Here is a 23079-nt window from a genome sequence, read left to right on the forward strand (position 1 = left end):
AATGCTGATAGATACTGTGTTTTAGCGGATAATCAGATTTTTATTGTGTTTTTAGTATCAAAAATACTTCTGCTGCAATTAATAATTTCATAAAATGTCCGACTTTGGAAAATGATCCTCAATCGCAAAAGGAATCAAAAAATATATGTGAGCAAGCAAAAGCAAAATAAATATTGTAAAGAATATATGGAGATTGATAAAAACACAGACATGTGTTATACTTGGAACATGGGAAACCAGGCCGGGCGGCTTACCCTCTTTTTTATCGGAGGGGCTAACCCTCCAGACTGAAAAGAAAGGAGGGCGTTGCCAATGTATGTTACATACTCTGATCTGATTCAGATTGGGATATTCATTTGTGCCCTTGTGGGATTGTGTTATACAGTTTTCAAGGAAAGACGAAAATAGCCGCCACTACTGCCAATGGATCTTACGCAAGGTAAGTGATTCAGGAGCGGCAAAAAGAGGACGTCATTGAAGATGTTCTTTTTTTGTCTCAAATGCATATAGCTATTTATAAATATAGCCATATGTATTGATTTCTATATATAGCCATATTATAATTAAACTAGCCATATAAAGGAGGCGTCCTGATGTCCATTTCAAAATCATATAACAAACAAACCGGCGTCACTTACGTTTACGAGGTTTACGAAAACTACTGGAACAAAGAAAAAAAACGGCCGGAAAGCAAACGCCGGCTGATAGGAAAGATCGATCCTGAAACAGGAAGGATCGTTCCTACTTCCAGGCAGAAAAAACAGGCAGACAAAAGCTGTAATAGCACACCGGACTGCAGCGAGCAGTATGAGGAGGCAAAGCAGATCATATCACGGCAAGAACGGGAGATCGCGGATTTGAAGAATCAATTAAGTTCCACTCTTTCTGATGAACTGGAATACCTTTCTAAGATCGAGCATGAAACTTTGGAAAGGAAAAAAGCGGCGGAGGATCTCCTGCGCAGGCTGAAAAAATATGGCTAAAATGATCTTTCCCTCCAGAGACCGGGCATCGGTTTCACAAAGTATAAATGCCGGTTCCATCCAGGAGCTTCTTTTTGGTCCTTCATTGACAATAGACGAAGACTGCAATCCTTCCGTTGATGCCTGCCGCAATATACTGCACATATATCTTAAATCCACATCCGTATCCGGACGTTGTCCCTGCTGTGGCGCGGTCTCATCGGCGGTGAACTGCGCCGCCTTCCGGCATCCCCAGTGGATGCCGGTAAACGGGATGACTACCTATGCGCATATCACACTGAAACGATACTTTTGTAAAAATCCTGGATGCATACGGCGTACATTTGTGGAGCAGCTTGATAACGTCCGCAGCGGTCAGCACCGCTCTGACCTGGTGAATCTCGTGGTCTTTGCCATATCCGTATTCTGCAGTGATATCGTTACGGCCATGATATGCAGAGAGATGGGAATCTCCATAAGCCATGACTCCGCGAACCGTATGATGGAAAAGATCTCCGTGGAGGATGACACGGATGCTTCATTTATCGGTGTTGATGATGTGAGCCTGCGGAAAGGGCAGACTTACCATACGGTCATCTATGACGGCAGCGACCATCATCTGCTTGCGCTTCTTGACGGAAGGGACGGGAAAGCTCTGAAAGAATGGTTGAAAGAACACCCTAAAGTGTCCGTAGTGGCAAGAGACAGGGCAAGTGCCTATGCCTCTGCAATCTCAGAAATCCTTCCCGAAGCAGTCCAGGTGGCTGACCGCTTTCATATCCTGCAGAATCTCATTGGCTATCTTAACGATATCTTCAAGGCGGACATTCCGCCCCGGATATTTATCCGGGACGGGGAAGTTTTAAATGAACCCCCGGAAAAAGGAACCGCCCCGGAAATATCCATGAACGCCGGATCTTTCGACGGCATTGATTATGACGATTCTCCTCCGGTCGATGAAAGAGGAAACGTCATCCCCTATTTCAATAAACAGCGCGGAGACCACAGGGCAAGGGACAAAAAACGTGCCGCCGGACGCCTCAAACGGTATGAGAGGATCATGCAGATGCGGAAAGACTGGGATGACGGAAAATATGACTCCAAAAGCAATCTCGCACAGGTCTATGGAATGTCAATCGCCAGCGCCCGGCGGTACCTGAATATGCCAGATGAAGAGGTGGCAAAAATAAAAGATTTAAAGGAGCGCGGAAAACGGAAAACCGACATGGACGGCTATATGAACATCGTATACAAAATGCTGGCTGATGGGCTTGACCCGGCTTTCATATATTCCTATATTCTGCATATAGGATATACCGGAAGCGTCCACTCCCTTGTAAACCACATAAAAGCCATTGCGTCAAATAACTTTGGAATCCGGCTCAACATAGGATTTCCAAATAAATGTGGGTATCCGAAAGATACCGTCATAATAAAGCGTTCTGATGTATTGAAGTATATAACAATAAATGACAAGACGAAAATGGAAAACACGGATGTAGCCAAGTATTACAGTCTGATTGAGACGAAATTTTCCCGGATAAAAATGTGTGCGGAAATCTGGAATGAGTTCCATTCCATCCTTATGGGAGATGCCCCTGACAAACTTGATGATTTTCTTGCAAAATATGAGGAATCCCCAATCGAGTCGTTTGTAAATGGCATAAAAATGGATATCGCCCCGGTCAAGAACGCGATATCCACTTCTGTAAGCTCAGGTTTCGTCGAAGGCGGTAACTGCCGCTACAAAGCAACAAAAAGGCTGATGTTTGGAAGAAGCGGCATACATCATCTCTTCCTGAAAACCTATGCTACATCCATTATAATGCGTACAGGGAAAAATGCAAGAGATTTGATCAGCGGGTGGATGCATAAAAGTGCATAAAAACAGGACAAACCAAAACCGTCATTTGCAGCCAAGGGGATACTATGTGCAGATTTTAGTCGGCAAATCCTCCGTAGATCAAGACATAAAAAAATGGGACACCGTTATCGTGTGTTCCATTTTTCATATAGCCGTCCCTGAATCACTTACTTTGCGTAAGATCCCTGCCAATTAGTGACGGCTGATGCGAAACGTTAGCTTAAACTTTGAGGGTAGCCGTGTCTTTGGCTTCCCTTTTCTGTTTTCAATATAGCACATCTGGCAGCAGGATGCAAGGGATTTGCTCAAAACTATATGAGCATTTTAGTATTTTTTGGTATTTTGGCAACATCGGCAAAATCAATATATAAATCATCATAGATGTTGACTTTTACAGTAAAATCAAAAGAATACTGCACATTGATAATATCTTTCTCAAAGTCGTTTACCGTTATGATTTTTCTGCGTAGTTCTACACTCCAGTATTCGCCCACACCGTAATTTTTGTAGTAGAACATTTTGCTAAAATTGCAAAGATTCATCAGATCCGGCTGCACGATGGTCAGCGGAGCGTCACTGCGTTTCACATCAAACGGGGCATGAAAAACCCGGCAGGACCTTTGCCTGCTTTTGATATAAGTGTTAATTAAAGTTTATGAAAAAATCATCGTATATACCAGCCTTAACGGAATCGTTAAAAGAATACTCTGTGACATCCTCCGTATCAAAATCATAGACAGAGATCCGATTCATGTCAGCATCAACAATCCAGTCTTCCCGAACGCCTGCAGTGCGATATTTAAACAGCTTTGTAAAGTAATCCATACGTCTGCTGCCAGTTGAAACCACTTCAATGATCCAGTCCGGGGCGCCGAAGCATCCTTTGTCATTGAGCTTATGTTTATCACAGACAACAGATAGATCCGGCTCGACATAAATAGTGCTTTTCTCATCCAGATGAACCGAAAAAGGCACAACATTTACCTCGCAATCACCGTGCTTGCTGTCGATGTAATCTGCTATGATACGACATAAAGCCAGCACAATTCTCTGATGTTTCCGATTTGAAGGTGCCATATAATAAATTTTCCCGTCGATCAATTCAGCACGTGTTCCCTCCGGCAAAGCATAAATATCCTCAATAGTATATAACTTTTCCTGATGCAGATGCATCTTGCCACATCCCTCCCTAACTGTTTTATTACCGGTTGTTCTTCTGCTTTAACTATAAACTATCCGCCAGCAAGCCGCAAGGATTATTTCGCAATGCCTTCTCTTTCTCACCGTCATGCTACTTCCATTCCGCCGGAATCTCATTGACATCAAATTCATAGTCAAACAGAATCGAACCTATTTCCGTTGTCCCGATCTGCGCGCCGTGGATGGTTCCATCCTCGTCTTTGAAGAGCCAGACACCGGACGGCGAAAGGTACGACTGCTTTCTCCCAGGATACGTATATTTTATCCACTCCTGCGGCGCATCCGCCAGGGATGCTTCTATATCGTAATCGTAAATCGGCTTTCCACTCTCGCCGAGATTAAGCTGCGGACCGTGAATCGTCCCGTCTGCATCTCTAAAGAGCGGCTTTCGCCCCGCCGCAGCTTCTGTCTGCGCCGCCTGCGTCTGCTGCTGTACTGCCGCATCCGTTTGCGCTGCCTGCATCTGCTGTACTGCCACGTCCGTTTGCGCTGCCTGCGTCTGCTGCTGCACTGCCGCATCCGTTTGCGCTGCCTGCGTCTGCTGCTGCGCTTCCGCATCCGTTTGCGCTGCCTGCGTCTGCTGCTGCGCTTCCGCATCCGTTTGCGCTGTCTGCGCCGTCTCCTTCTCAATTTCCGCTCTGCCGTTTACACGAAATACAAATGCTCCGTCCTCCAGACTGCATCCGCTCGTTAAGAGCGCCGCCGTCAGTAAAACGCCCATTGCCATTCGATCTGTATATTTTTTAAATGTCCCTTTCATCATGTTCTCCCCCTGCTCTTTCTGTTATTTTTCTTCCTGCACACGGCACAGAACCCGCCCGGCACGCACTCTGCGGTAATCTGTATGTCGTGCAGATCTAAGATCCTTCTGGCAAGATATAATCCGATACCCAGATGTTTTTCTGATGCCTTTTCACATTGCCCACGATAAAATATATCGAAAGCATGCTGTACGTCCTCCGCACGCAATCCGGCGCAGTCATTTTCTATCCGGCAGCTCACGGCATCTGTCGTTATTTTTATTACGCCGCCCACATCGCAGTAGCTCACGGCATTACCGATGAGATTTCCAAACGCTTTTTCCAGGTATTTGCGGTCGCCCTCCAGCTCAAATTCCCCCTGCGCAGAGAATTGCACCGTAATCTGTTTTTCCTTTATCAACGGTTCTCTCTTTGCAAGCTGTCCCCGCAGAAGCCCGCTGACAGATATCCTCTCTTTCTGCAGCACAAGATGCTGCGATTCCAGCCGCGCCGCCCCGATGATGTCCGCCACCATGCCGTCCATCTCTTCCGTCTGCCCAATGATCTGCTGCAGATAATATTCTCTCTTTTCCGCCACCGTGTCCTCCAGCAGATTCTCCGAAAATCCGCGGATGATACCAAGCGGCGTTTTCATCTCGTGCGCCATCGCATTGATGAAATCACGCTGGTTTTCCTCCATCTGCGCCCGCTGTGCCTCCTGCCCGCTGATAACCATGATCACCGTTCCCGCACAGGTAAGCATCAGAAAAAAGCCCGCCAGATAAACATATTTCATGTAGTCCATCGCGGCTGCCCACGGACGGCACTCGCTGATCAGCGTCAGATCACAGGTCCGCTCTCCGATCTGAACCGTGTAATCCTCTTTATAACGCGTCTGAAAGCGCTCCGAACCAGGACGCACCTTCTGTGAAAAAGACGCATAGTAGCTTTCCAGATCCTCCGGCACCGCCGTCTGCAGCCAGGCGCTCCCACGCCAGCGCATCCACGCGCTATACCCCTGCAGCAGCCCCGGAAATACCAGGCTGAGTTCTTCTGTGACCAGAGCCTCATCCTCATCTGCTTCCTCCGCTGCGTTCCACTCCCAGACAATCTCGCTGCCCGTCTGCACGTAGCTTGTCGTACGGTTTTTATCATCCGTATAGGATCGCTCTCTTTTTCCGCCGGTAAATGGATCGACCGCACCGTCGTCCAGTTTAAGTCCCTGCTCCCATATCACATGCTGTACCAGAAGTCCTTTCAGACTGCCGTCCTTTGCGATTTTTCCGTAGAACCAGTATTTTTCCGGGTCGTGTGCTCCCAGGGCGTTTCTTCTCTCCAGATAAAAGTGCGCAAGCTGGTCGATTTCCTCCTCACTGAGATAATCCGGCAGCGAATAGACATTCTCCGCTCCCATCCAGGAATAATTTTTTGAATTCCGGATTGCCGACGCGTATTCGCTGCGCGCCGACACGCCCTCTTCCTTATCATAAAACACAAGCGCATACTGCTGGAACCGGGTGTTAAAAAGCGCGGAGGATGTCAGCGACTGATACGCCGTCTGGCGCGACGCGCCTGTGAAATCCTCCTTCTCCCCCTCCATCTGTTCAATAAAATCCACCACGCCGGAAAGCTGCGTCTGGAAATCCTGCGCAAATTCTTCCATATATTTTGCACGTATCAGGAAGGTACATGCTCCCATGATCACCAGATATAAAATGAGAAATCCAACCGTCACCCAGACGTATAACCTCCGCTTCCTTCTCATGGCCCCACCTCCATCCGGTAACCCGATTTTCGGATCGTCCGTATCCTGTTTCCACTGCTGCCAAGAAGCCTGCGCAGCTTTTTTATGTGATTATCCACCACGCGCTCGTTGCCGTCAAAATCGTAACCCCAGAACCGGATCAAAAGCTGCTCGCGGCTGAAAATACGGTTGGGATTCTCCAGGAAAAACAGCAGCAGCTCATATTCCCGCGGCGGGAGCTCCCGAAGCACTCCGCCGACATACACATCATGGCTGCGCACATCTACGGCAATATCTCCCACACGAAGCTGCCTGCCCGCTGTCCTTCCGTGCACACGCCCGGTCAGCGCCGTCACCTTCGCATAGAGCACCGGCAGCGAAAACGGTTTTGTGATGTAATCGTCCGCACCCATGGAATAGCCGTTCAGCTCGTCCTCCTCCTGCACGCGCGCCGTGAGAAAGATCACCGGCACATCGCTGATCTCACGAATTTTCCTGCAGATAGTAAAGCCGTTCATCCCCGGAAGCATAACGTCGAGAAGGATCATCTGCCAGGAGCCCTGCGCGATCCGCTCAAGCGCTTCCCCGCCATTTTCCACTGCCTCCGCCGTCCAGCCCTTGCTTCCGAAATAATCCAGAATAATTTCCTGCAGCCTCAGGTCATCCTCCACGACCAAAAGTCTCTGCTCCATGCCCTCACCTCCCTTTTGCGCGCCAAATTTGCTGTGCCGCGCACAAAATCCACCCTGCAAAACTTATCTGTTATATAAAGCAGATATATATTTTTCTAAAAACAGTATAGCACAGAAATATATCCTTTTTGTATCCACACAAGAAAAAATGCCGGAGTCTCTTCCGAATCCGGCATATCAAAAAAAGGCCGCCGCCAGACAGCTCTGACAGCGGTACTTTTTACATATTATTTAAGGTTTTCCGGTCCGAATCCAAACGGAAGCATTTCCTCCAGCGTACGCTGAATGTATTTTCCCTTTCCATTTGCCAGAATGATCCGGAAGGTCTTTGGATCGCAGAATTCCATCATGACCTGACGGCAGACGCCGCAGGGCGCGCAAAGCTCGTCGCCCTCGCTCTCCTCCGGTCCGCCGACAACGGCAATTTTCTCAAATTCCCGCTCGCCGTCATAGATCGCTTTAAAGAAAGCCGTCCGCTCCGCGCAGTTCGTCGGCGTGTAGCCTGCATTTTCAATGTTGCAGCCGTGATAGATTTTTCCGCTTTTTGTGACAAGCGCCGCGCCCACCTGGAAGTGGGAGTACGGCACGTAAGCATGCCTTCGCGCCTTTTTCGCTTCCAGAATCAGTTCTTCGTTCGTCATGCTTTTCCCTCCGTTTTAAATGCGCGCAACGCCGCTTGCCCGCGCCGCCTGCGCGACCGCCGCAGCCACCGCCGGTCCCACCTTCGGATCAAACGCATACGGAATGATATGCTCCGCATCCAGCTCATCCTCCGTGATCAGATCCGCCAGCGCCTTCGCCGCAGCCATCTTCATCTCCTCGTTGATATCGCTTGCCCGCACATCAAAAGCGCCGCGGAAGATTCCCGGAAATGCCAGCACGTTATTAATCTGATTCGGGAAATCGCTGCGCCCGGTAGCGATCACCTTCGCGCCGCCCGCCTTTGCGTCCTCCGGAAAGATCTCCGGCGTCGGGTTGGCGCAGGCAAAAATAATCGCGTCGCGGTTCATCGTTTTCACCATCTCCGTCGTCACCGTGCCCGGTGCGGAAACGCCGATAAAAATATCCGCGCCCGCCAGCATATCCGCCAGCGTGCCCGTTTTTTTCTCCAGGTTCGTCACCTGCGCCATCTCTTCCTTGATCCAGTTCAGACCATCACGACCCGCGTAGATAGCGCCCTTGCGGTCGCACATGGTAACATTCCGGAAGCCTGCCGCCAGCAGCAGCTTCACGATGGAAATCGCCGCCGCGCCCGCACCGGAGGTCACGACCTTTACGTCCTCTTTTTTCTTTCCGACCACCTTCAGCGCGTTCATCAGACCGGCAAGCGTGATCACCGCCGTGCCGTGCTGGTCGTCATGGAAGATCGGGATATCACAGCGTTCCTTTAATTTGCGCTCGATCTCGAAGCAGCGCGGCGCTGAGATATCCTCCAGATTGATGCCGCCGAAGGAACCGGAGATCAGCGCAACCGTATTGACAAATTCGTCGACGTCCTTTGTTTTCACGCAAAGCGGAAAAGCATCCACGTCTCCAAAGGACTTGAACAGCACGCACTTGCCCTCCATGACCGGCATTCCCGCCTCCGGTCCGATATCGCCAAGCCCGAGCACCGCCGAGCCGTCCGTGATGACGGCGCAGAGATTGTGTCTCCTTGTCAGCTCATAAGATTTGTTTATATCCTTCTGAATTTCCAGACAGGGCTGCGCCACACCCGGCGTGTATGCCAGCGAAAGATCGTCCTTCGTGGACACCGGCACTCTGGAAACGACCTCGATCTTGCCTTTCCAGTCTGCGTGCAGCTTCAGCGACTCTTCTGCATAGTTCATAGTTTTTCCCTCCTGCATTTCTTTTATTTTGTTATACTAAAATTTTCTCCAAAATGCAAGGGGAACCGCTCACTTTCCGCTCTCCGCCAGCCTTGTTACTGTTCACTTTGTTCACAGCAACCCAGCCTTCTGCGGTAACGCCCGATCAGCTTTTGAAATTCCTCATGCGGGCGCAAAAAATCATACTCCGGACTGCCCTCCAGCTCTGCCAGAAGAGGCGGCAGGATTTTTTCCGCCATCGTTACATTTGCCGCGGCCTCTTGGTAATCCTGGTAAAGCACATGATACAGCACGGATTCATTCATTTTCCACGGAAGATACGTCTGCTCCAGCATCTGGTCCAGAATTTTAAGGCTTTCTTCCACATTCTGCTGTTTCAGCGCCAGTGTGTGAAACCCTACCAGACCATTATACCCCCACATATCATATGTTTTTGCCACCTCCTGCGCCTTTTGGGCAAGCCTTCTGGCATTTTCCTCATTTCCCATTGCAAGCTCCAGATCGATCATTCTCCAGAAATTTCCCATCACCCCGACGTTCTGCTGCAGCACCATCTTCTCCACAAGCTTCAGCGCTTCCGCATATTTCCCCTGCTCCTTCCACAGATCCGCCTGCAGCATATTTTTATCGATCAGATCCGTCTCCGGAAGCTGGTCAATGATCTCCTGCACCTTTTCATATTCTTTGCTGTGCAGATATTTTGATGCCGTCATATAGCCCGCCCGCCTGCGGACATCCTCATCGTCACAATGCATTGCCTGCTCATACAGCGCTCTCAAACGTTCCTGATAGCCGCCCTTCTCCTCGCCGGAGAGATCCGCCATGATAATGCTCCCATCCAGCAGGGTAGCCATTCCCTCAATGAGCGCCCCGCAGTTCGGGTATTCCTTTATCCGGCTTTCTGCCAGCGAAAAGCCCGCCTCAATGCCGTTTTTCCCGATTTTCCTTGCGACCCCTTCCATATAATTGTTTATTTCCTGCTGCGTCAGTGTCTCCCGGAAGCACAGCAGCGTGTTCAGGTCCACCTTTAGCAAACGCGCAAGCGCTGCCACCAGCGTGATGTCCGGGTAAGTGCTCCCCTTCTCCCATTTGTTCACCGCCGGAGCCGTCACGCCAAGCTGCTCTGCCACCTGCTCCTGTGTCAGCCCAAGCGCCTTGCGCCTTTCACGGATAACTGTATTGATCGGCATATATTTGCCCTCCTTTTTTGCGATTTTCCCGGGTTACCTTTACTATAGCAGACTGCCTTGCGATGCTCAATGGAGGGATTGTTAATTTTAAGTTCGGAAACTTAACGGCAGGTTAAATTTTCCTTTTCTTCAGGTTTTATGAACAGATCTTACTCCGACGTATCGCATACGCTGCCCCCAGCAGCAGCGCCGCGCACAGCAGCACACCGCCCAGCACATGAAACGTCACTGTGACGGAATAACGCTCCCCAAGATACCCGGTCACGGGGCTTGCCAGCACCATCAGCACGGAATACAGCATACTGTCCACACTGATCAGCGTCGCTCTCTGGTCGCTTGAGAATTCGCGGTTCACATTCTCACTGACCGCCACCTCGGAAAAGCCCTCGCACGCCCGCATGACGCAGGCGCCGGCTAATATGATAACGATCGTCCGGCTTCCGGTAAGATATGTCCCGGCTCCGCCAAGCAGGCCGCACAAAATAAGCACATAAAGCAGCCGCATTTTACTTTTTGCCGCCAGACGCGCTCCGGCCGCTCCCGCCAGCGGGATCAGCAGCAGCGGCATCCCGATCCACTTTTCCGGCCATCCGCAGTTTACAAGATGCTCCTGCAGGTACATCATCGTCAGATAGCACGGGCACGCCACCGCTGCGTCCGCAAACAGTTTTCCCATCGTCCCCGGATGCTTTCTCATAAAATGCAGCGTATCCAAAACATGATGCTTCAGCCGCACTCCCATCTCACGAAAGCCGTGTCTGCCGCGCTGTTTCTGTTCCTGCGTGACATGCGGTTCCTGCATTCCCATCACACAGAGAAACGCGCATAAATTCAGCAATACCGCCAGAAAATACGTGTACTGGTAGCCAAGCGCGATCGCAACGGGGCTTAACGTGCAGGACAGCGCACTGAATACGCGCCCTGTCACGCTCATTTTTGACCGTACCCCTTTATATGTCTCCGCACAGCCTGCTTCAAGAAGGCTGTCGTATGCGAGCGCCTCCTCCGTCCCGGACGTCAGATTGAAACTCAGCGCTGAAAAAATCATTCCCATATAAATCCAGCCGCTCCATCCGTCCAGCGCCATAAAAACGCCGGAACACATACCGGCGATCCCGGACAGCAGCAGCGTCCGCTTCCTGCCGAACAGATCCGCCGCCATACCGCTCGGAATCTCAAAAATCATGCTCGTCACATGGAAAACGCCCTCCGCAAGCCCCACCTGCGCCAGCGAAAATCCACGCCCAAGCAGAAAAATCACCCACACCACGTCCACCATCCGGAAGCTGCAAAACGCTTCATACATATACAGAAGGCGTGTCTGTCTCTTTATATTGTTCATCGAAGTTCTCTCCTTTTCCCTGTGAAGCGCAGCACAAAAACACGCACTGATCCTGCGCTGGTTACTGTTCACGTCGTTCACAGTAACCGCCGCTGCACTGCATTTTTCAATTTTAACTGTTATTTCTGGAAAACGCCCTGAAAAAGGGCAGACTGGTAGCCGGAAAAAATCAAATGTTTCCTTTAAATTTAAAGATAACGATTCTTCTCCAGCTCATGATAACTCCCTGAACAAATGAAATTTCTTTCTTACACCTTATCACAAAAAATTTGCAATGTCAAACACTTCCATTTTTTTCAGATTCGGTTTCCATTTTTTTCAGATTCGGTTATAATAGGGACAAAACGTTTTCAAGGAGGCCTCATCACATGAATAAAAATACATTTGCCCCGCTTCCGCCCATGGGCTGGAACAGCTATGACTACTACGACACGACTGTCACCGAAGCCGATGTCCGCGCAAACGCCGCGTTCATGGCGGAGCATCTGAAAAAATATGGATGGGAATATATTGTGGTGGATATCGAATGGTACGCTCACAAGGCAGGCTCTATGCGCGATCAGTTCCAGTATATTCCCTTTGCGCCCGTCGAGATGGACGAATATTCCCGGCTGCTGCCGGATCCCGAACGCTTCCCGTCCTCCGTCGGCGGCGCCGGGTTTGCCCCGCTGGCAGAGTACATCCACAGCCTCGGTCTGAAATTTGGTATCCATATTATGAGAGGCATTCCGCGGGCGGCCGCCCACAATCACACGGCTATTAAAAACTGCCCTCTGACTGCCGACCTTGCCGCCGATCCGTCCTCCATCTGCCTCTGGAACCCGGATATGTACGGTCTGCGCAATAACGAAGCCGGACAGGCGTACTATGATTCTCTTATGGAGCTTTACGCCTCCTGGGGCGTGGATTTCGTCAAGTGCGACGACATCTGCAACACCAATAATCAGAACCGCTACGGTGAGGGCAGCTACGCCGCCTGCTATGAGATCGAAATGCTTGCAAAGGCCATCCAAAAGTGCGGCAGACCGATCGTGCTCTCGCTCTCCCCCGGTCCGGCGCTGATCGACAAGGCCTGGCACTATGAAAAATACGCCAACATGTGGCGCATCACCGATGACTTCTGGGATAATTGGACGCTTCTGAAAAATATGTTCCGGCGCTGCGAGCTCTGGCAGAACCACGTATCCGCGGGCTGCTACCCGGACTGCGATATGCTGCCGCTCAGCAAGGTCGGCAAGGGTTTCGGCGAAGAACGGACCACAAACTTCACGCACGAAGAGCAGCGCACCATGATGACGCTCTGGTGCATCTTCGGTTCCCCGCTGATGCTCGGCGCTGAGATGACAAAGCTTGACGACTGGACGCTCTCGCTGCTGACAAACGAGGAAGTGCTTTCCCTGTGCACCCCGGAGCGTCAGCGGCGGCAGGTGCTGCGCAGCGACGAGGAAGCCGTCTGGGTTTCCAGAGATCCCGCCGACGGAAAAACCTGCGCGGCGCTCTTTAATCTTTCCGACGATACCAAAACCATCTCCGTACCGCTCACGGAACTGGAGCTTTCACAGGATGCGTGCCGTCTGCGCGACCTCTGGGACGGAAAGATTTCCCGCTGCACAAACGACTGCATCCAGGCGGAGCTTCCGCCGCACGGATGCGCGCTGTACGCGATTGAGGCATAGAAAAATCCGCAGGACTTCTTTCGGGAAGTTTCTGCGGATTTTTTTGTGCGCCGTGAAAAATGAAGATATTTTACAAGCCTTTTGCATTTTGAAATGCTACAATGGTAATCAACACGGAGGAAACACACATGAAAAAAGAAATACGGACGGTGGTTTACGATGATGAGCTTCGGATTGAGGCATATCGTTTTGAGGGAATCGTGCAGCCATTTCCAAACCACTTCCATGACTATTATGTAATTGGATTTATCGAGGACGGACAGCGTGTACTGTCTTGCAGAAATCAGGAATACGCCTTAAAAAAGGGCAATATTCTTTTATTCAATCCCGGAGACAATCATGCCTGTGTACAGAGTGATGAAGGTACGTTGGATTACCGGGGGTTCAACATTACCAAAGAAGTCATGCTGGATCTGGCAGAAGAAGTGGCCGGGAGAAGGGAACTCCCCGTCTTTTCCAAAACCGTGATCTTCGATGAGGAAGTGACCTGTTATCTGCATCCGCTCCACGAACTGGTCATGAAAGGCTCCTGTGAGTTCGGTAAGGAAGAAACTCTGCTGCTCCTCATATCCCTGCTGATCCAACGGTACGGGCAGCCCTCCCCAAGCTGCATCCCGGAATGCCCGAAGGAAATTGAAAAGGCCTGCGCTTTTATGGAGCAGCACTTCGCTGACCGGATTTATTTAGACCAGATCTGCCGCTATGCCGGTCTCAGCAAATCCACACTGCTTAGGGCCTTTACCAGATCCAAAGGCGTCACGCCATACAGCTACCTGGAAAACATACGGATCGGCAAAGCAAAGAAACTTCTGGAACAGGGCGTACCTCCGATAGAGGCAGCTATGCAGACAGGCTTTTCCGACCAGAGCCATTTCACGAACTATTTCAACCGGTTTATCGGACTGGCTCCGGGTCTTTACCGTGATATATTTTTAGAGAAGGAGGAAACACCGAATGAGTAAAAAAGCAGCCGGGCATCTGGCGGCACTGGTAACGATCTTGATATGGGGAACTACCTTCATCTCCACCAAGGTGCTGTTAGTGGATTTTGAACCGATAGAAATCCTGTTCTTCCGGTTTGTTCTGGGATTTCTGGCATTGCTGATCGTCTATCCCCATCGGATGAGAGGTACTAACAAACGGCAGGAGGCTGTCTTTGCAGCGGCGGGACTGTGCGGTGTGTGCCTGTATTATCTGCTGGAGAACATTGCCCTGACTTATACAATGGCTTCCAACGTGGGTGTGATCATCTCCATAGCACCCTTTTTCACGGCAATGCTCACCCACCTGGTCACAAAGGAAGAAAAGCTGCGCGCAAATTTCTTCATCGGATTTATAGTTGCGATGGCCGGCATCTGCCTGATCAGCTTTAACGGAGCAAAGATGCAGTTAAATCCCATCGGAGACTTGCTGGCCGTAGCTGCGGCAGTCGTGTGGGCCTGCTACTCTGTACTCACCCGGAAAATCAGCAGTTTTGGATATCACACCGTCCAGACCACAAGGCGGGTATTTGCTTATGGGATCGTATTTATGATACCTGCACTCTTCCTGTTTGACTGCCGCATTGGAGCAGAACGGTTCGCAAATCCAGTCTACCTGGGGAATCTGATCTTCTTAGGATTGGGCGCATCCGCACTCTGTTTCGTCACCTGGAACATGGCTGTGAAGATTCTGGGTGCTGTCAAAACAAGCATTTACATTTACCTGGTTCCGGTTATCACGGTTGTCACATCTGCCCTTATCCTGAACGAACAAGTAACCGTGATGTCCGGTGTTGGTACGATTCTCACACTGATCGGCCTGTTCCTTTCTGAGTACAGAGGGAAAACACAAAAACAGTAGGGGCAACATAAATGGCGCTCATCGGTTGTACTCCGGCGCTTGATGGATGAGTATTTCCCTTTTTATTTGCTTATCATCATATTATAGCGTCATCTCAAATGCAATATCTGCCCGGTCAAATGGAAACCGTTCCTTATCCACAGGGATTTCTTCAAATCCAAATTTCCGATAAAGATGGACGGCATGGGTACACTCGTGATTGGAAACAATAATGATTTTCGGAAGCCGCAGTTTTTTAGCGTAATCAATGCACGCCTTGAGACATGCGCTCCCGGCGCCGGTACCTGTGTACATTCCACGGGCAGCAAACTTCATAATCTCCCAATCACCATCTTCACGCGGGGCAATCATGCAGCAGGCCATAGCCCTCTCTTTTTCATCCAGAGCGAAAAAAATCTGGCCTCCTTTTTCGATATACGGCTCTATGCTTCCCAGTTCCCGCTCGTCCTCTGGCTCCATTTCAAACATTTCTGAAATCCATGCTTTATTCATTTCTATAAAATCATTTTTATACTTAAGATCATAGGGTACAATTCTCATAATCATTCACTCCCTTTGCGTAATAATCTTGTAATGGTCTCCAGCGCCCCGGTCAATTGCTGTTCTTCCTCTGAGGATAAGCCCCTGATCACTTTCGCGATTTCCTCATTTGATTTACGAATGAGATCTTCCGCACAGTCCTTTCCATCATCCGTCAGAAAAAGATGATAGGAACGACTGTCCTCTGCAGAGCGTTCCCTATGGATATATCCGCTCTTTTCATGTTTCTTTATTATGCGGCTCAGATAGCTCTTGTCAATATTCATCAGTTGAGCAATGTGCGCCGCATTACATCCTTCGTTCTCGTATATCTCAAAAAATACCCTGGCTTCCGTTACAGAATATTCTGAGCCGAGGTAATGATCTCCCAGCAAATTCATGGAAGGCATATAAAAACGATTGAAGGCTCTGATTTTTGCAATTGTCTTGTTCATAATTTTCTCCCGTTAGTGGACTATATCAACTATTATATGGATAATAGTTGATTTTGTCAACTTATTTTTTATAAATGTACTACTTTTTCTGCTCCAACTCCTTATATATCTAGCCGCATCTGACCATCTATCCAGCTTTTTTGCTGTGCCTCATGTATGACATCTCCCGGCATAGAACCGCCCAGCAAAAACGGAGAGGATGGATCGTGTTTTCTCATATTTTCTTTCACAAGTACTGCATCCGTATTCGCATAACAGTATCTGCACAGATGTCCGCATGTATCGTAAGCTCCTATATCCACGCCCAGCAGACAGGCGCACTGCCCGTTTCGCTGGTTGCTCTTTCTTTTAGGCACAGCAAGGTTTGCGTGAAGTGCCGTTTCAAAAGTGCTTACCGTCATGCAGCCAGAACAGTCCGCACCGTAAAGAGCCAATTCATCTCCTTCTGCACAGGGTTTTAATGCCATTCCATACTGCTTCGCAATTCGGATCATTTCTTTTCCAAGAAAGCTTCTGTCTTTTTTTGATACCGCTCTTGCCTCCGGAAAGTTGCGTTCTACCTTCTTATAAATATCGATAAAACTGATTATGCAGGATTTTGTATATCCGGAAAGTGCCGCAGCCATTTTTTCAAATACCTCCAGATGGCGCTCTGCAGAATAGGTATCATCAATAAAAATCGGGTCATACCGCCATCCCACACTGTCCACTCCAACGATATCTGACAATCGTTTAAAATCATTCATAACTTTTTCTTTTTCAGGCACATTTGGTTCTATGTCTTTTCCATATGGAGTGATGGTTACAAACCAATACTGTCCGTATGGCTTCAGTATCTCCATATACGGCAGCATAGGCGCCGGATTTTTTGTGCAAAACGCAATCAGATCCACCACATCAGGTGAAAGGCTGTATCTGGTTACCTGCATCGGATTATAGGGATTACGGACAAGCACAAATCCTTCCTTTATTCTGTTTATCAGCCATTTAGAATAAAACGCCGGGATATCCGTCCTCATTCCTGTCTGTATGATCATTTTTTACCTCCTCATCCAGCAGACGCTCTATCAGCCTTTCCCTGTTATTGATGAACATTTCCATAACCTGGTAGCTCTCCGTTTCTTCGTAGCTGCACCGTCTCATTTCACCATCATCAAAGGAAATGATATCTGCCCCGGGAATCCCCAATAAGATCGGGGAGTGGGATGCAATGATAAATTGGGAGCCTTTCTCCGCCATTTTTACTATCTGAATAAGCAATGTCAACTGTCTTTGCGGTGATAGTGCCGCCTCCGGCTCGTCCATGATATATAATCCTTCCCTGTCAAAAGATTGAAAATATGCCAGAAAGCTTTCTCCATGTGACTGTTCATGCAGGGATTTTCCTCCGTACCGATCGTAGTAGATTTCTTTTGGAGTTGTGTCCCTGTAATCTTCCGCTTTGCTGGCCACATTAAAAAAGCTTTCCGCACGAAAAAAATAATTTGACTTTGCCCGACGATATCCTTTTGCCATGCGAATGGCACTGCTTAATTGGGATACATCGTCAAATGTGCTGAATCTATAATTCAGTGTTCCGCCCTCCGGATTAAAGCCATAGGCTACTGCAATGGCTTCAAGCAAAGTTGATTTCCCTGCTCCGTTTTCGCCGACAAAAAATGTGATGTTCTTTTGAAAATCCAGGCCTTCCGTGTTTTTAAGCGCATCAATACTGTGCAAATATGAATCATGATCAATCTGATCCCAGTTAATACTGATGCTCTGGATAAATTTATGATCCATATCTCTTTCCCCCACACTTCTTACCTTCTATAATCTTTTCCGCCGCCTGCTCCGGCGTTATATGGGAAACATCTATTTTTTTCGTATCCAGTTCTTCATATAAACCAATCCTGGCAATGCTTCTCTGAATCACATCTTCTGACCGGATACCGGCATCTATATCCTTCTGCAGACGCTTTCTTAGACTATCTGCATCACAAATCAGAGAGATCGTATATATCTTACAATCTCCTGTTTCCAGCTTTGATATAATTTCATCTATAATCCCCTGCTCATGCATCACCCAACAAAATATGATATTCTCATATGCACTGCAGCGGATAAACTGATTCAGCAGGAAACAGATATTCTCCATTACCATTTTCTTCGTTTCCGGTGTTACCTGAAATGGATGCATATCCCAGCACCAGTCCCCGTCAAGAAAAACGCAGTTCGGCAGTTTATTTTTCAAGATCTGGCAGGCGGCCGTTTTTCCAACTCCCATAGTTCCGCCTATTAAGTAAACGTTTTTCATAGTCTTCTTATTCCTGCAGTAACTCTCATCCTTCCGAATGCTCCCAGTTCCTATGTTGTTTGTATCATTCTATACCAAATTCTTTGGCGTATTCTATCACACCATTCACTTTCTGAAAGTTTTCATCTATTTTATAAGCCATAAAATTTTCCCTTTGCACATCAAAAGGCGGCAGTATTCCCAAAGTATCCGCTGGTACATAGCCTGCTCCTGGATAATATTTTTCGCTTCCCAACACAACGGAATATCCATAACCTAACTCCTGTGCAATTCTATGTCCTTCTTTTATCAAAGCAGTTCCAATCCCTTTTCTCTGATATTCTGGCAGAACAGATAATGGTGCCAAAGCTAAAACAACATTCTCTCCCACTCTCGCTTTTGTAAACATGATATGTCCTATGATTTTTTCGTTTTCTTCGGCTACCAGGGACAATTCCGGAATATATGCCTTACCTTTCCTTAATGCATTTACTAAGTCCTGCTCATTTCCATCTGCATGTTCTGCACTGCCAAAAGCATCCCTTACAACCGCATAAATTGCTTTATAATCTTTTGGTTTCTCTTTCCTTATATTCATAAAACACCTCGTCAGTCGAGTAGACCTACACCTCACAATGTAAGCCACTCACAGAACCGTACGTGGGGTTTTCCCGCATACGGCTCTTCATAATAATATTTCACCATTTCAATGAATCCTTCTCTTGTGTAACTCTTTCTGTCGCTTCGTCTGTTCAGCACTTTAAAGTCCTGCAAAATATACTGCACAGCGAAATACATACAAAAAACATCTGGCCGTTTCAATCGTTTTTGTATCAAACCGGCAGGGCTATCAAACACCGAGCCTCCTGTGTCGTGGCTCCCGCCATCGGACGGCTGGCTCTCGATAACGGATTCCGTGGCTCTATTCCAGGAGCTGCCACAGCTGTGCCGTGAAGATATAAAGCCGATCTTATTCTGAAAACTCTCTGCGGCATCACCATTTTGCGCGCTCCTTCCTGTCCCATCACTTCCCAATCAAAGCTGCAAACTCCGAATCAAATTCCTTCATGCGGTTATCTTGATTAAAGAAGTGGAGTCCCCAAATCTTATAGTCGTTGTCATCCACAAAAATTGTAGCCGGCACAGCTTCTGTCTTTAACTGGAGCAGGAATTTTTCTTTCCAGGCATCCTTTTCAAGAAGTTGCGTACCTTTCGGCTCGATAAAAATCTGTAGCTGCTCAAATCCATCCGTTTTGTCCCGTTGCAGGAAAAGAACATAGTCAGGCTCGAATCGTTCACCATCTTCAAACGAATAGATATGGAATTCCCGCTCATTTCTGACAAGGTAGATAGCATTACTTGTAGGATTATAGGGTGGATCAATGTAGACACATTTTACCCTACCTTCGTAACGCTTCAGCAAGGAAGAAATAACCAACAGATTATTCCCCTTAATAATCAGGTTATCACTTTCCGAAAACTGATTTATTTCCTCAGTGCCATCCTTTGTATATCTCTTTGCACCAGAGAACACCTTAGGATACAACAGGCAATCCACCTCATCGGGAGCAAGAGTCTCATTGTAGAAGATTTCCTGCCGCTTTTGATCCTCTCTTGTTTGACCGCCTTCAAGAACGCAATCCTTATACGGGAAAACTAATTCCACTTCTCCAGATGTAGCCAGCATCTGTTCCGATCCGTCAACAAGCCCAATCTTATTCTTGAACCGGGTATAACTATCCGGCAAGAATTGACGATTATTAATCACCCGGGCAAACCCCATTTTGTCAAAAACCTTCACGCCGTCAACATCAGCAAAGAAACGGGCAGATGTATCTTCGTTTGAAAGAAGGAGCCTAATAAGTCCCTGATCCATCTTCATTGCTGCCTCATAGACCGCATTACGCAGGAAAGTGCCATCCTCGGCCACAAATCTCTTATCTGATTTCAGTACCGTCAATACGATTTCATAAAATTTCGCCATCTTATTCTTCTCCTTCATCTATGAATAGCTCCGGTACATTGTACTGGATTTCTTTAGTATCTCGTTTCATCATTTCGTTCGGACACTCCAACAATGCTTTTTTCAGCAACTTAGGATTGTCCGGAGTTCCTCGTACATACTTATCGGCATTTCGCCGTATATATCCAGTCGAATCCCATTTAAAACCGCTGTGTTGCAGAATCAGCCGCAGGCGGTTTGTTGTCGCATACCCCACAAATTGTTAAAAAACCATGCCAGAGTACTTCAAATAAAAAGGCTTCTCCCAACTCATCTGCTTTAAACCAATTTTCCTTAAATTCAACCCACTCTCTTTCGGAATCATACTTCCGAATTTCTTCTATTATTTCGTCTCCATTCCCCACATTAATTTGCCTTTTTTTATAAGTTTATCACCTACCAATTGTAGCATAGATGGGTGATAAAGTGGGTGATAAATTTGTTTTTTCTCACTCTTTCTTATTTACGTCTCAATTGCAAATATAGATGAATAATTTAACATCCTAATCACAGCCTCAGCCTGCTGTTATCCAAATCACTAACTCATCCCTGCCGCAAAACATCTAAACCTGATCCCCAACCCTCCGACCAGAATGGTTGATGTGTTCTAACGGAGAAATTATTGCGGTCAAATCTGCTCTCCGACGTTGACTGAAAAATGCCTCCAAAGCCTGTCAATACGGCACTTTTTCGGCGGTCAGTCCTTAGTACGTGACATCTATGCTACGTACTCCACATAGCTCGATTGCTCCAGATTGATGTCAGATTTTTGCGGTTGTTCGCGGGAATTTATCAAACCGTATTTTTGCCAAAAACACACCGATTTTTTACCCTTGTCCATTCTCTGAAACAGGTCATAGACCTTGCTCCTTAATTATATGCGACCCCACAGATTTGCCGACCACCTCAAGACTTCACTCTGACGGAACAAGTTCGAAATCCCATCGTCTTAACATTAGAAGTCCTATACATCAGACTTTTCCCCAAATTCAAATCTTGCCTTGCCTGCTGCAATAGCTGCAACAGCTACTTCCTCTTCTGTCTTATCAGGAACAACCCACAAGCCCTTCATGAATCGAGAATAGTATTCATCTTCTATAATTTCCTTCGGAGCCTGAATACGATAATTGTCAGGATACTTTTCAAACGGCCATTTTCAGACGTACTCCAGTATTCCCAAAAATTCTCCAACACGTATGGCACACAAATTCGGCGACCCAATAAGGACTGAAAACTTTATATTCTCATTATCCAGTCGACGACAGAATTCTTCACACTTTTTTATCTCATCCAAATTAAGCGGTTTGCCTTTGAAGCCTCCTTTTCCGAATGTGCTATCCTCGCATATAAATACCTTCATTCATGTCGTATAAGAATTCTCTTCGTGTCCTTATATTTTTTACGCAATGACGGAATATCTATATCTGTATTTAGAATTTCACGCACAACACCCCACAGGCCATCTTTTGCATCTGGGAACTATACTGCTTTGCAGCTCCTGCGTGAGGTCCTGGAACCTCAGTACATAAAAACCCTCAACAAGCGGTTTGAAACCAACCTGCGGCTCAGCAGCCTGATCAATAAGGGGGCTGTGGCTGAGAGCCTGAAAACCGGTAACGGTCGCATCTATAATGATGCCACTGTTGAACAGGTCCTGGAATTCCACTTCGCTGAGAACCGGCAGAATGTAGGGATCTATGGAGTCACTGGCGCAGGCAAGTCCTATTTCCTGTCTGCCTGTTGTGTAGAGGCATGCAGGCACAATTACCGCTGCAAGTTTGTAGACTATAGCGATCTGCTGGACGAACTGATCGTCCTCAACCGGCAGGAAGATCTGAACAAGTACCGCAAGAGGATCAGGTACTATGCACGGATCCAGCTGCTGTTCATTGATGACTTCGCTATCAGCCGATACTCCGAGGAAGGGATCAAGATCCTGTACCATCTCATTAAACTGCGGGATGACCTTGGGACATCCACCCTCTTCACCTGCCAGTATTCTCCGGATGAATGTGGAAACCAGCTGAGTGCTGAGAAAGAATGCTACGGCAAGCTTGACGGAATCCGGCGCAGGCTGACTACAGGGTTTACCGTACTGATTGAGAAGGCATAGCCTTCTGGAATAACGATCACTACTGATTAGCAGGGCGGAACCCTCTCTGCCCTGCCGATCTCTAAAACTGGCCGCTTAATATGGCCCTGACTGGCCGGGAAATGCGGCCCTGCTGGCCGCGGAAAGTGGCTGTTTGCAACAGGTCACCTAACATAATCTCTGCAGCGCTGACAACGTATGAAAAACTGTTTCACTGTCTGCTGAATCAGCTGATTGTATTGTATGGAGAACGGATTACCAATTACCTGTAAAAAGAAAAGCAGGAATGGTGTTGTCCTAAAGACTCGCTGCCATTCCCGCTTCCTTCTATTCCGTCGGCATTTGTATTATTGCCAGAATTCCCCTATTCTATTCCAGAGGTCGGGTGTGGGCAGAGCCCACAAAAAAGCAATTAATACAGTGTCTTATTTGTTATGCAAAAAAATCAAAAAAGGTGTATAAAATCTTCTCATATGGTTATACTGTAAATATAAAGAAAGATTCGACAACAACAGAATCTTAAACTCGACAGCAAAGTTTTACATATCTAATTCTTATCAGAAAGATTTACTTTCTAAAGACACAAGATTTTTTACGCCCTCCAATTTACTGGACTTTTCTCGTCCGCAGACAGACTGTTTCCATATGCGGTGAA

Annotated in this window: 22 protein-coding genes and 1 pseudogene; 6 read left to right on the forward strand and 17 right to left on the reverse strand. The window is 47.7% G+C overall.

The window, feature by feature from the left end; genetic code table 11:
- Window positions 1-593: 593 nt before the first annotated feature.
- Window positions 594-983: a hypothetical protein gene (locus ACLU9Q_RS11495; RefSeq protein ID WP_296836882.1), complete on the forward strand. Its 390-nt coding sequence runs from the start codon at window positions 594-596 to the stop codon at window positions 981-983.
- Between the two features lies 1 nt (window position 984).
- Window positions 985-2760: pseudogene (locus tag ACLU9Q_RS11500) on the forward strand (ISL3 family transposase); the annotation flags it as partial.
- A 377-nt stretch (window positions 2761-3137) separates the two neighbouring features.
- Here ACLU9Q_RS11500 and ACLU9Q_RS11505 read toward each other — a convergent pair.
- The 9 genes from ACLU9Q_RS11505 to ACLU9Q_RS11545 all read right to left on the reverse strand — a co-directional run bounded on the left by ACLU9Q_RS11505 (window position 3138) and on the right by ACLU9Q_RS11545 (window position 11563).
- Window positions 3138-3413, reverse strand: coding sequence for a hypothetical protein (locus ACLU9Q_RS11505; RefSeq protein WP_296836877.1), 276 nt, complete (start codon window positions 3411-3413; stop codon window positions 3138-3140).
- 55 nt (window positions 3414-3468) lie between these two features.
- Window positions 3469-3999: a Uma2 family endonuclease gene (locus ACLU9Q_RS11510; RefSeq protein WP_412625272.1), complete on the reverse strand. Its 531-nt coding sequence runs from the start codon at window positions 3997-3999 to the stop codon at window positions 3469-3471.
- 118 nt (window positions 4000-4117) lie between these two features.
- Window positions 4118-4789 carry a hypothetical protein gene (locus ACLU9Q_RS11515; RefSeq protein WP_296908360.1) on the reverse strand — a complete coding sequence of 224 codons (672 nt, stop codon included), beginning with the start codon at window positions 4787-4789 and terminating at the stop codon, window positions 4118-4120.
- Window positions 4786-6531: a sensor histidine kinase gene (locus ACLU9Q_RS11520; RefSeq protein WP_296836869.1), complete on the reverse strand. Its 1746-nt coding sequence runs from the start codon at window positions 6529-6531 to the stop codon at window positions 4786-4788. Before ACLU9Q_RS11520 ends, ACLU9Q_RS11515 begins: the two co-directional genes overlap by 4 nt.
- Window positions 6528-7202: a response regulator transcription factor gene (locus ACLU9Q_RS11525; RefSeq protein WP_296836866.1), complete on the reverse strand. Its 675-nt coding sequence runs from the start codon at window positions 7200-7202 to the stop codon at window positions 6528-6530. Before ACLU9Q_RS11525 ends, ACLU9Q_RS11520 begins: the two co-directional genes overlap by 4 nt.
- 227 nt (window positions 7203-7429) lie before the next feature.
- On the reverse strand, window positions 7430-7843 hold the full coding sequence (locus ACLU9Q_RS11530; RefSeq protein WP_296836863.1) for a cytidine deaminase: 414 nt from the start codon (window positions 7841-7843) through the stop codon (window positions 7430-7432).
- 15 nt (window positions 7844-7858) lie between these two features.
- The gene (locus tag ACLU9Q_RS11535) at window positions 7859-9031 is read right to left on the reverse strand and encodes an NADP-dependent malic enzyme (protein ID WP_298515274.1); all 1173 of its coding nucleotides are present in this window, start codon (window positions 9029-9031) and stop codon (window positions 7859-7861) included.
- A 95-nt stretch (window positions 9032-9126) separates the two neighbouring features.
- A complete protein-coding gene (locus tag ACLU9Q_RS11540; RefSeq protein WP_296908357.1) occupies window positions 9127-10221 on the reverse strand; it encodes a helix-turn-helix domain-containing protein in 1095 nt (364 codons plus the stop codon).
- Between the two features lie 136 nt (window positions 10222-10357).
- On the reverse strand, window positions 10358-11563 hold the full coding sequence (locus ACLU9Q_RS11545; RefSeq protein ID WP_296831475.1) for an MFS transporter: 1206 nt from the start codon (window positions 11561-11563) through the stop codon (window positions 10358-10360).
- Window positions 11564-11931: 368 nt separating this feature from the next.
- Between ACLU9Q_RS11545 and ACLU9Q_RS11550 the strand changes: the two genes are divergently transcribed.
- The 3 genes from ACLU9Q_RS11550 (at window position 11932) to ACLU9Q_RS11560 (ending at window position 15081) form a co-directional block, all read left to right on the forward strand.
- Entirely contained in the window at window positions 11932-13239 is a 1308-nt protein-coding gene (locus ACLU9Q_RS11550; RefSeq protein ID WP_296831477.1) for a glycoside hydrolase family 27 protein, read from the forward strand.
- 128 nt (window positions 13240-13367) lie between these two features.
- Complete coding sequence (locus ACLU9Q_RS11555; RefSeq protein WP_296831479.1) at window positions 13368-14201, forward strand: AraC family transcriptional regulator; 834 nt, start codon at window positions 13368-13370, stop codon at window positions 14199-14201.
- Window positions 14194-15081 (forward strand): DMT family transporter, encoded by an 888-nt coding sequence (locus ACLU9Q_RS11560; RefSeq protein ID WP_296831480.1) that lies wholly within the window; start codon window positions 14194-14196, stop codon window positions 15079-15081. The genes ACLU9Q_RS11555 and ACLU9Q_RS11560 overlap by 8 nt, the downstream gene beginning before the upstream one ends.
- An 81-nt stretch (window positions 15082-15162) precedes the next feature.
- On the opposite strand, the gene ACLU9Q_RS11565 is transcribed toward ACLU9Q_RS11560, so the two are convergent.
- The 8 genes from ACLU9Q_RS11565 to ACLU9Q_RS11600 form a co-directional block, all read right to left on the reverse strand.
- Complete coding sequence (locus ACLU9Q_RS11565) at window positions 15163-15621, reverse strand: GNAT family N-acetyltransferase (protein WP_296831482.1); 459 nt, start codon at window positions 15619-15621, stop codon at window positions 15163-15165.
- Between the two features lie 2 nt (window positions 15622-15623).
- On the reverse strand, window positions 15624-16055 hold the full coding sequence (locus ACLU9Q_RS11570; protein ID WP_296831484.1) for a MarR family winged helix-turn-helix transcriptional regulator: 432 nt from the start codon (window positions 16053-16055) through the stop codon (window positions 15624-15626).
- 101 nt (window positions 16056-16156) lie between these two features.
- Window positions 16157-17092 carry a DUF1848 domain-containing protein gene (locus ACLU9Q_RS11575; RefSeq protein WP_296831486.1) on the reverse strand — a complete coding sequence of 312 codons (936 nt, stop codon included), beginning with the start codon at window positions 17090-17092 and terminating at the stop codon, window positions 16157-16159.
- Window positions 17043-17837 (reverse strand): AAA family ATPase, encoded by a 795-nt coding sequence (locus ACLU9Q_RS11580; RefSeq protein ID WP_296831488.1) that lies wholly within the window; start codon window positions 17835-17837, stop codon window positions 17043-17045. Before ACLU9Q_RS11580 ends, ACLU9Q_RS11575 begins: the two co-directional genes overlap by 50 nt.
- Window positions 17827-18351, reverse strand: coding sequence for an AAA family ATPase (locus ACLU9Q_RS11585; protein WP_296831490.1), 525 nt, complete (start codon window positions 18349-18351; stop codon window positions 17827-17829). Before ACLU9Q_RS11585 ends, ACLU9Q_RS11580 begins: the two co-directional genes overlap by 11 nt.
- A 64-nt stretch (window positions 18352-18415) precedes the next feature.
- Window positions 18416-18928 (reverse strand): GNAT family N-acetyltransferase, encoded by a 513-nt coding sequence (locus ACLU9Q_RS11590; protein WP_296831492.1) that lies wholly within the window; start codon window positions 18926-18928, stop codon window positions 18416-18418.
- 426 nt (window positions 18929-19354) lie between these two features.
- Entirely contained in the window at window positions 19355-20314 is a 960-nt protein-coding gene (locus ACLU9Q_RS11595) for a site-specific DNA-methyltransferase (protein WP_412625274.1), read from the reverse strand.
- Between the two features lie 179 nt (window positions 20315-20493).
- The gene (locus ACLU9Q_RS11600; protein ID WP_298514578.1) at window positions 20494-20697 is read right to left on the reverse strand and encodes a hypothetical protein; all 204 of its coding nucleotides are present in this window, start codon (window positions 20695-20697) and stop codon (window positions 20494-20496) included.
- A gap of 1124 nt (window positions 20698-21821) precedes the next feature.
- Between ACLU9Q_RS11600 and ACLU9Q_RS11605 the strand changes: the two genes are divergently transcribed.
- Window positions 21822-22445: an ATP-binding protein gene (locus tag ACLU9Q_RS11605; protein WP_412625275.1), complete on the forward strand. Its 624-nt coding sequence runs from the start codon at window positions 21822-21824 to the stop codon at window positions 22443-22445.
- Window positions 22446-23079 lie beyond the last annotated feature (634 nt).

This window comes from Marvinbryantia sp. (assembly GCF_047017445.1).
Classification (GTDB): domain Bacteria; phylum Bacillota; class Clostridia; order Lachnospirales; family Lachnospiraceae; genus Marvinbryantia.

Coding starts and splice junctions, on each gene's coding strand:
- ACLU9Q_RS11495 (WP_296836882.1), top strand. CDS start 594: ATGTCCATTTCAAAATCATATAACAAACAAACCGGCGTCACTTACGTT.
- ACLU9Q_RS11510 (WP_412625272.1), bottom strand. CDS start 3,999: ATGCATCTGCATCAGGAAAAGTTATATACTATTGAGGATATTTATGCT.
- ACLU9Q_RS11515 (WP_296908360.1), bottom strand. CDS start 4,789: ATGATGAAAGGGACATTTAAAAAATATACAGATCGAATGGCAATGGGC.
- ACLU9Q_RS11520 (WP_296836869.1), bottom strand. CDS start 6,531: ATGAGAAGGAAGCGGAGGTTATACGTCTGGGTGACGGTTGGATTTCTC.
- ACLU9Q_RS11525 (WP_296836866.1), bottom strand. CDS start 7,202: ATGGAGCAGAGACTTTTGGTCGTGGAGGATGACCTGAGGCTGCAGGAA.
- ACLU9Q_RS11530 (WP_296836863.1), bottom strand. CDS start 7,843: ATGACGAACGAAGAACTGATTCTGGAAGCGAAAAAGGCGCGAAGGCAT.
- ACLU9Q_RS11535 (WP_298515274.1), bottom strand. CDS start 9,031: ATGAACTATGCAGAAGAGTCGCTGAAGCTGCACGCAGACTGGAAAGGC.
- ACLU9Q_RS11540 (WP_296908357.1), bottom strand. CDS start 10,221: ATGCCGATCAATACAGTTATCCGTGAAAGGCGCAAGGCGCTTGGGCTG.
- ACLU9Q_RS11545 (WP_296831475.1), bottom strand. CDS start 11,563: ATGAACAATATAAAGAGACAGACACGCCTTCTGTATATGTATGAAGCG.
- ACLU9Q_RS11550 (WP_296831477.1), top strand. CDS start 11,932: ATGAATAAAAATACATTTGCCCCGCTTCCGCCCATGGGCTGGAACAGC.
- ACLU9Q_RS11555 (WP_296831479.1), top strand. CDS start 13,368: ATGAAAAAAGAAATACGGACGGTGGTTTACGATGATGAGCTTCGGATT.
- ACLU9Q_RS11560 (WP_296831480.1), top strand. CDS start 14,194: ATGAGTAAAAAAGCAGCCGGGCATCTGGCGGCACTGGTAACGATCTTG.
- ACLU9Q_RS11565 (WP_296831482.1), bottom strand. CDS start 15,621: ATGAGAATTGTACCCTATGATCTTAAGTATAAAAATGATTTTATAGAA.
- ACLU9Q_RS11570 (WP_296831484.1), bottom strand. CDS start 16,055: ATGAACAAGACAATTGCAAAAATCAGAGCCTTCAATCGTTTTTATATG.
- ACLU9Q_RS11575 (WP_296831486.1), bottom strand. CDS start 17,092: ATGATCATACAGACAGGAATGAGGACGGATATCCCGGCGTTTTATTCT.
- ACLU9Q_RS11580 (WP_296831488.1), bottom strand. CDS start 17,837: ATGGATCATAAATTTATCCAGAGCATCAGTATTAACTGGGATCAGATT.
- ACLU9Q_RS11585 (WP_296831490.1), bottom strand. CDS start 18,351: ATGAAAAACGTTTACTTAATAGGCGGAACTATGGGAGTTGGAAAAACG.
- ACLU9Q_RS11590 (WP_296831492.1), bottom strand. CDS start 18,928: ATGAATATAAGGAAAGAGAAACCAAAAGATTATAAAGCAATTTATGCG.
- ACLU9Q_RS11595 (WP_412625274.1), bottom strand. CDS start 20,314: ATGGCGAAATTTTATGAAATCGTATTGACGGTACTGAAATCAGATAAG.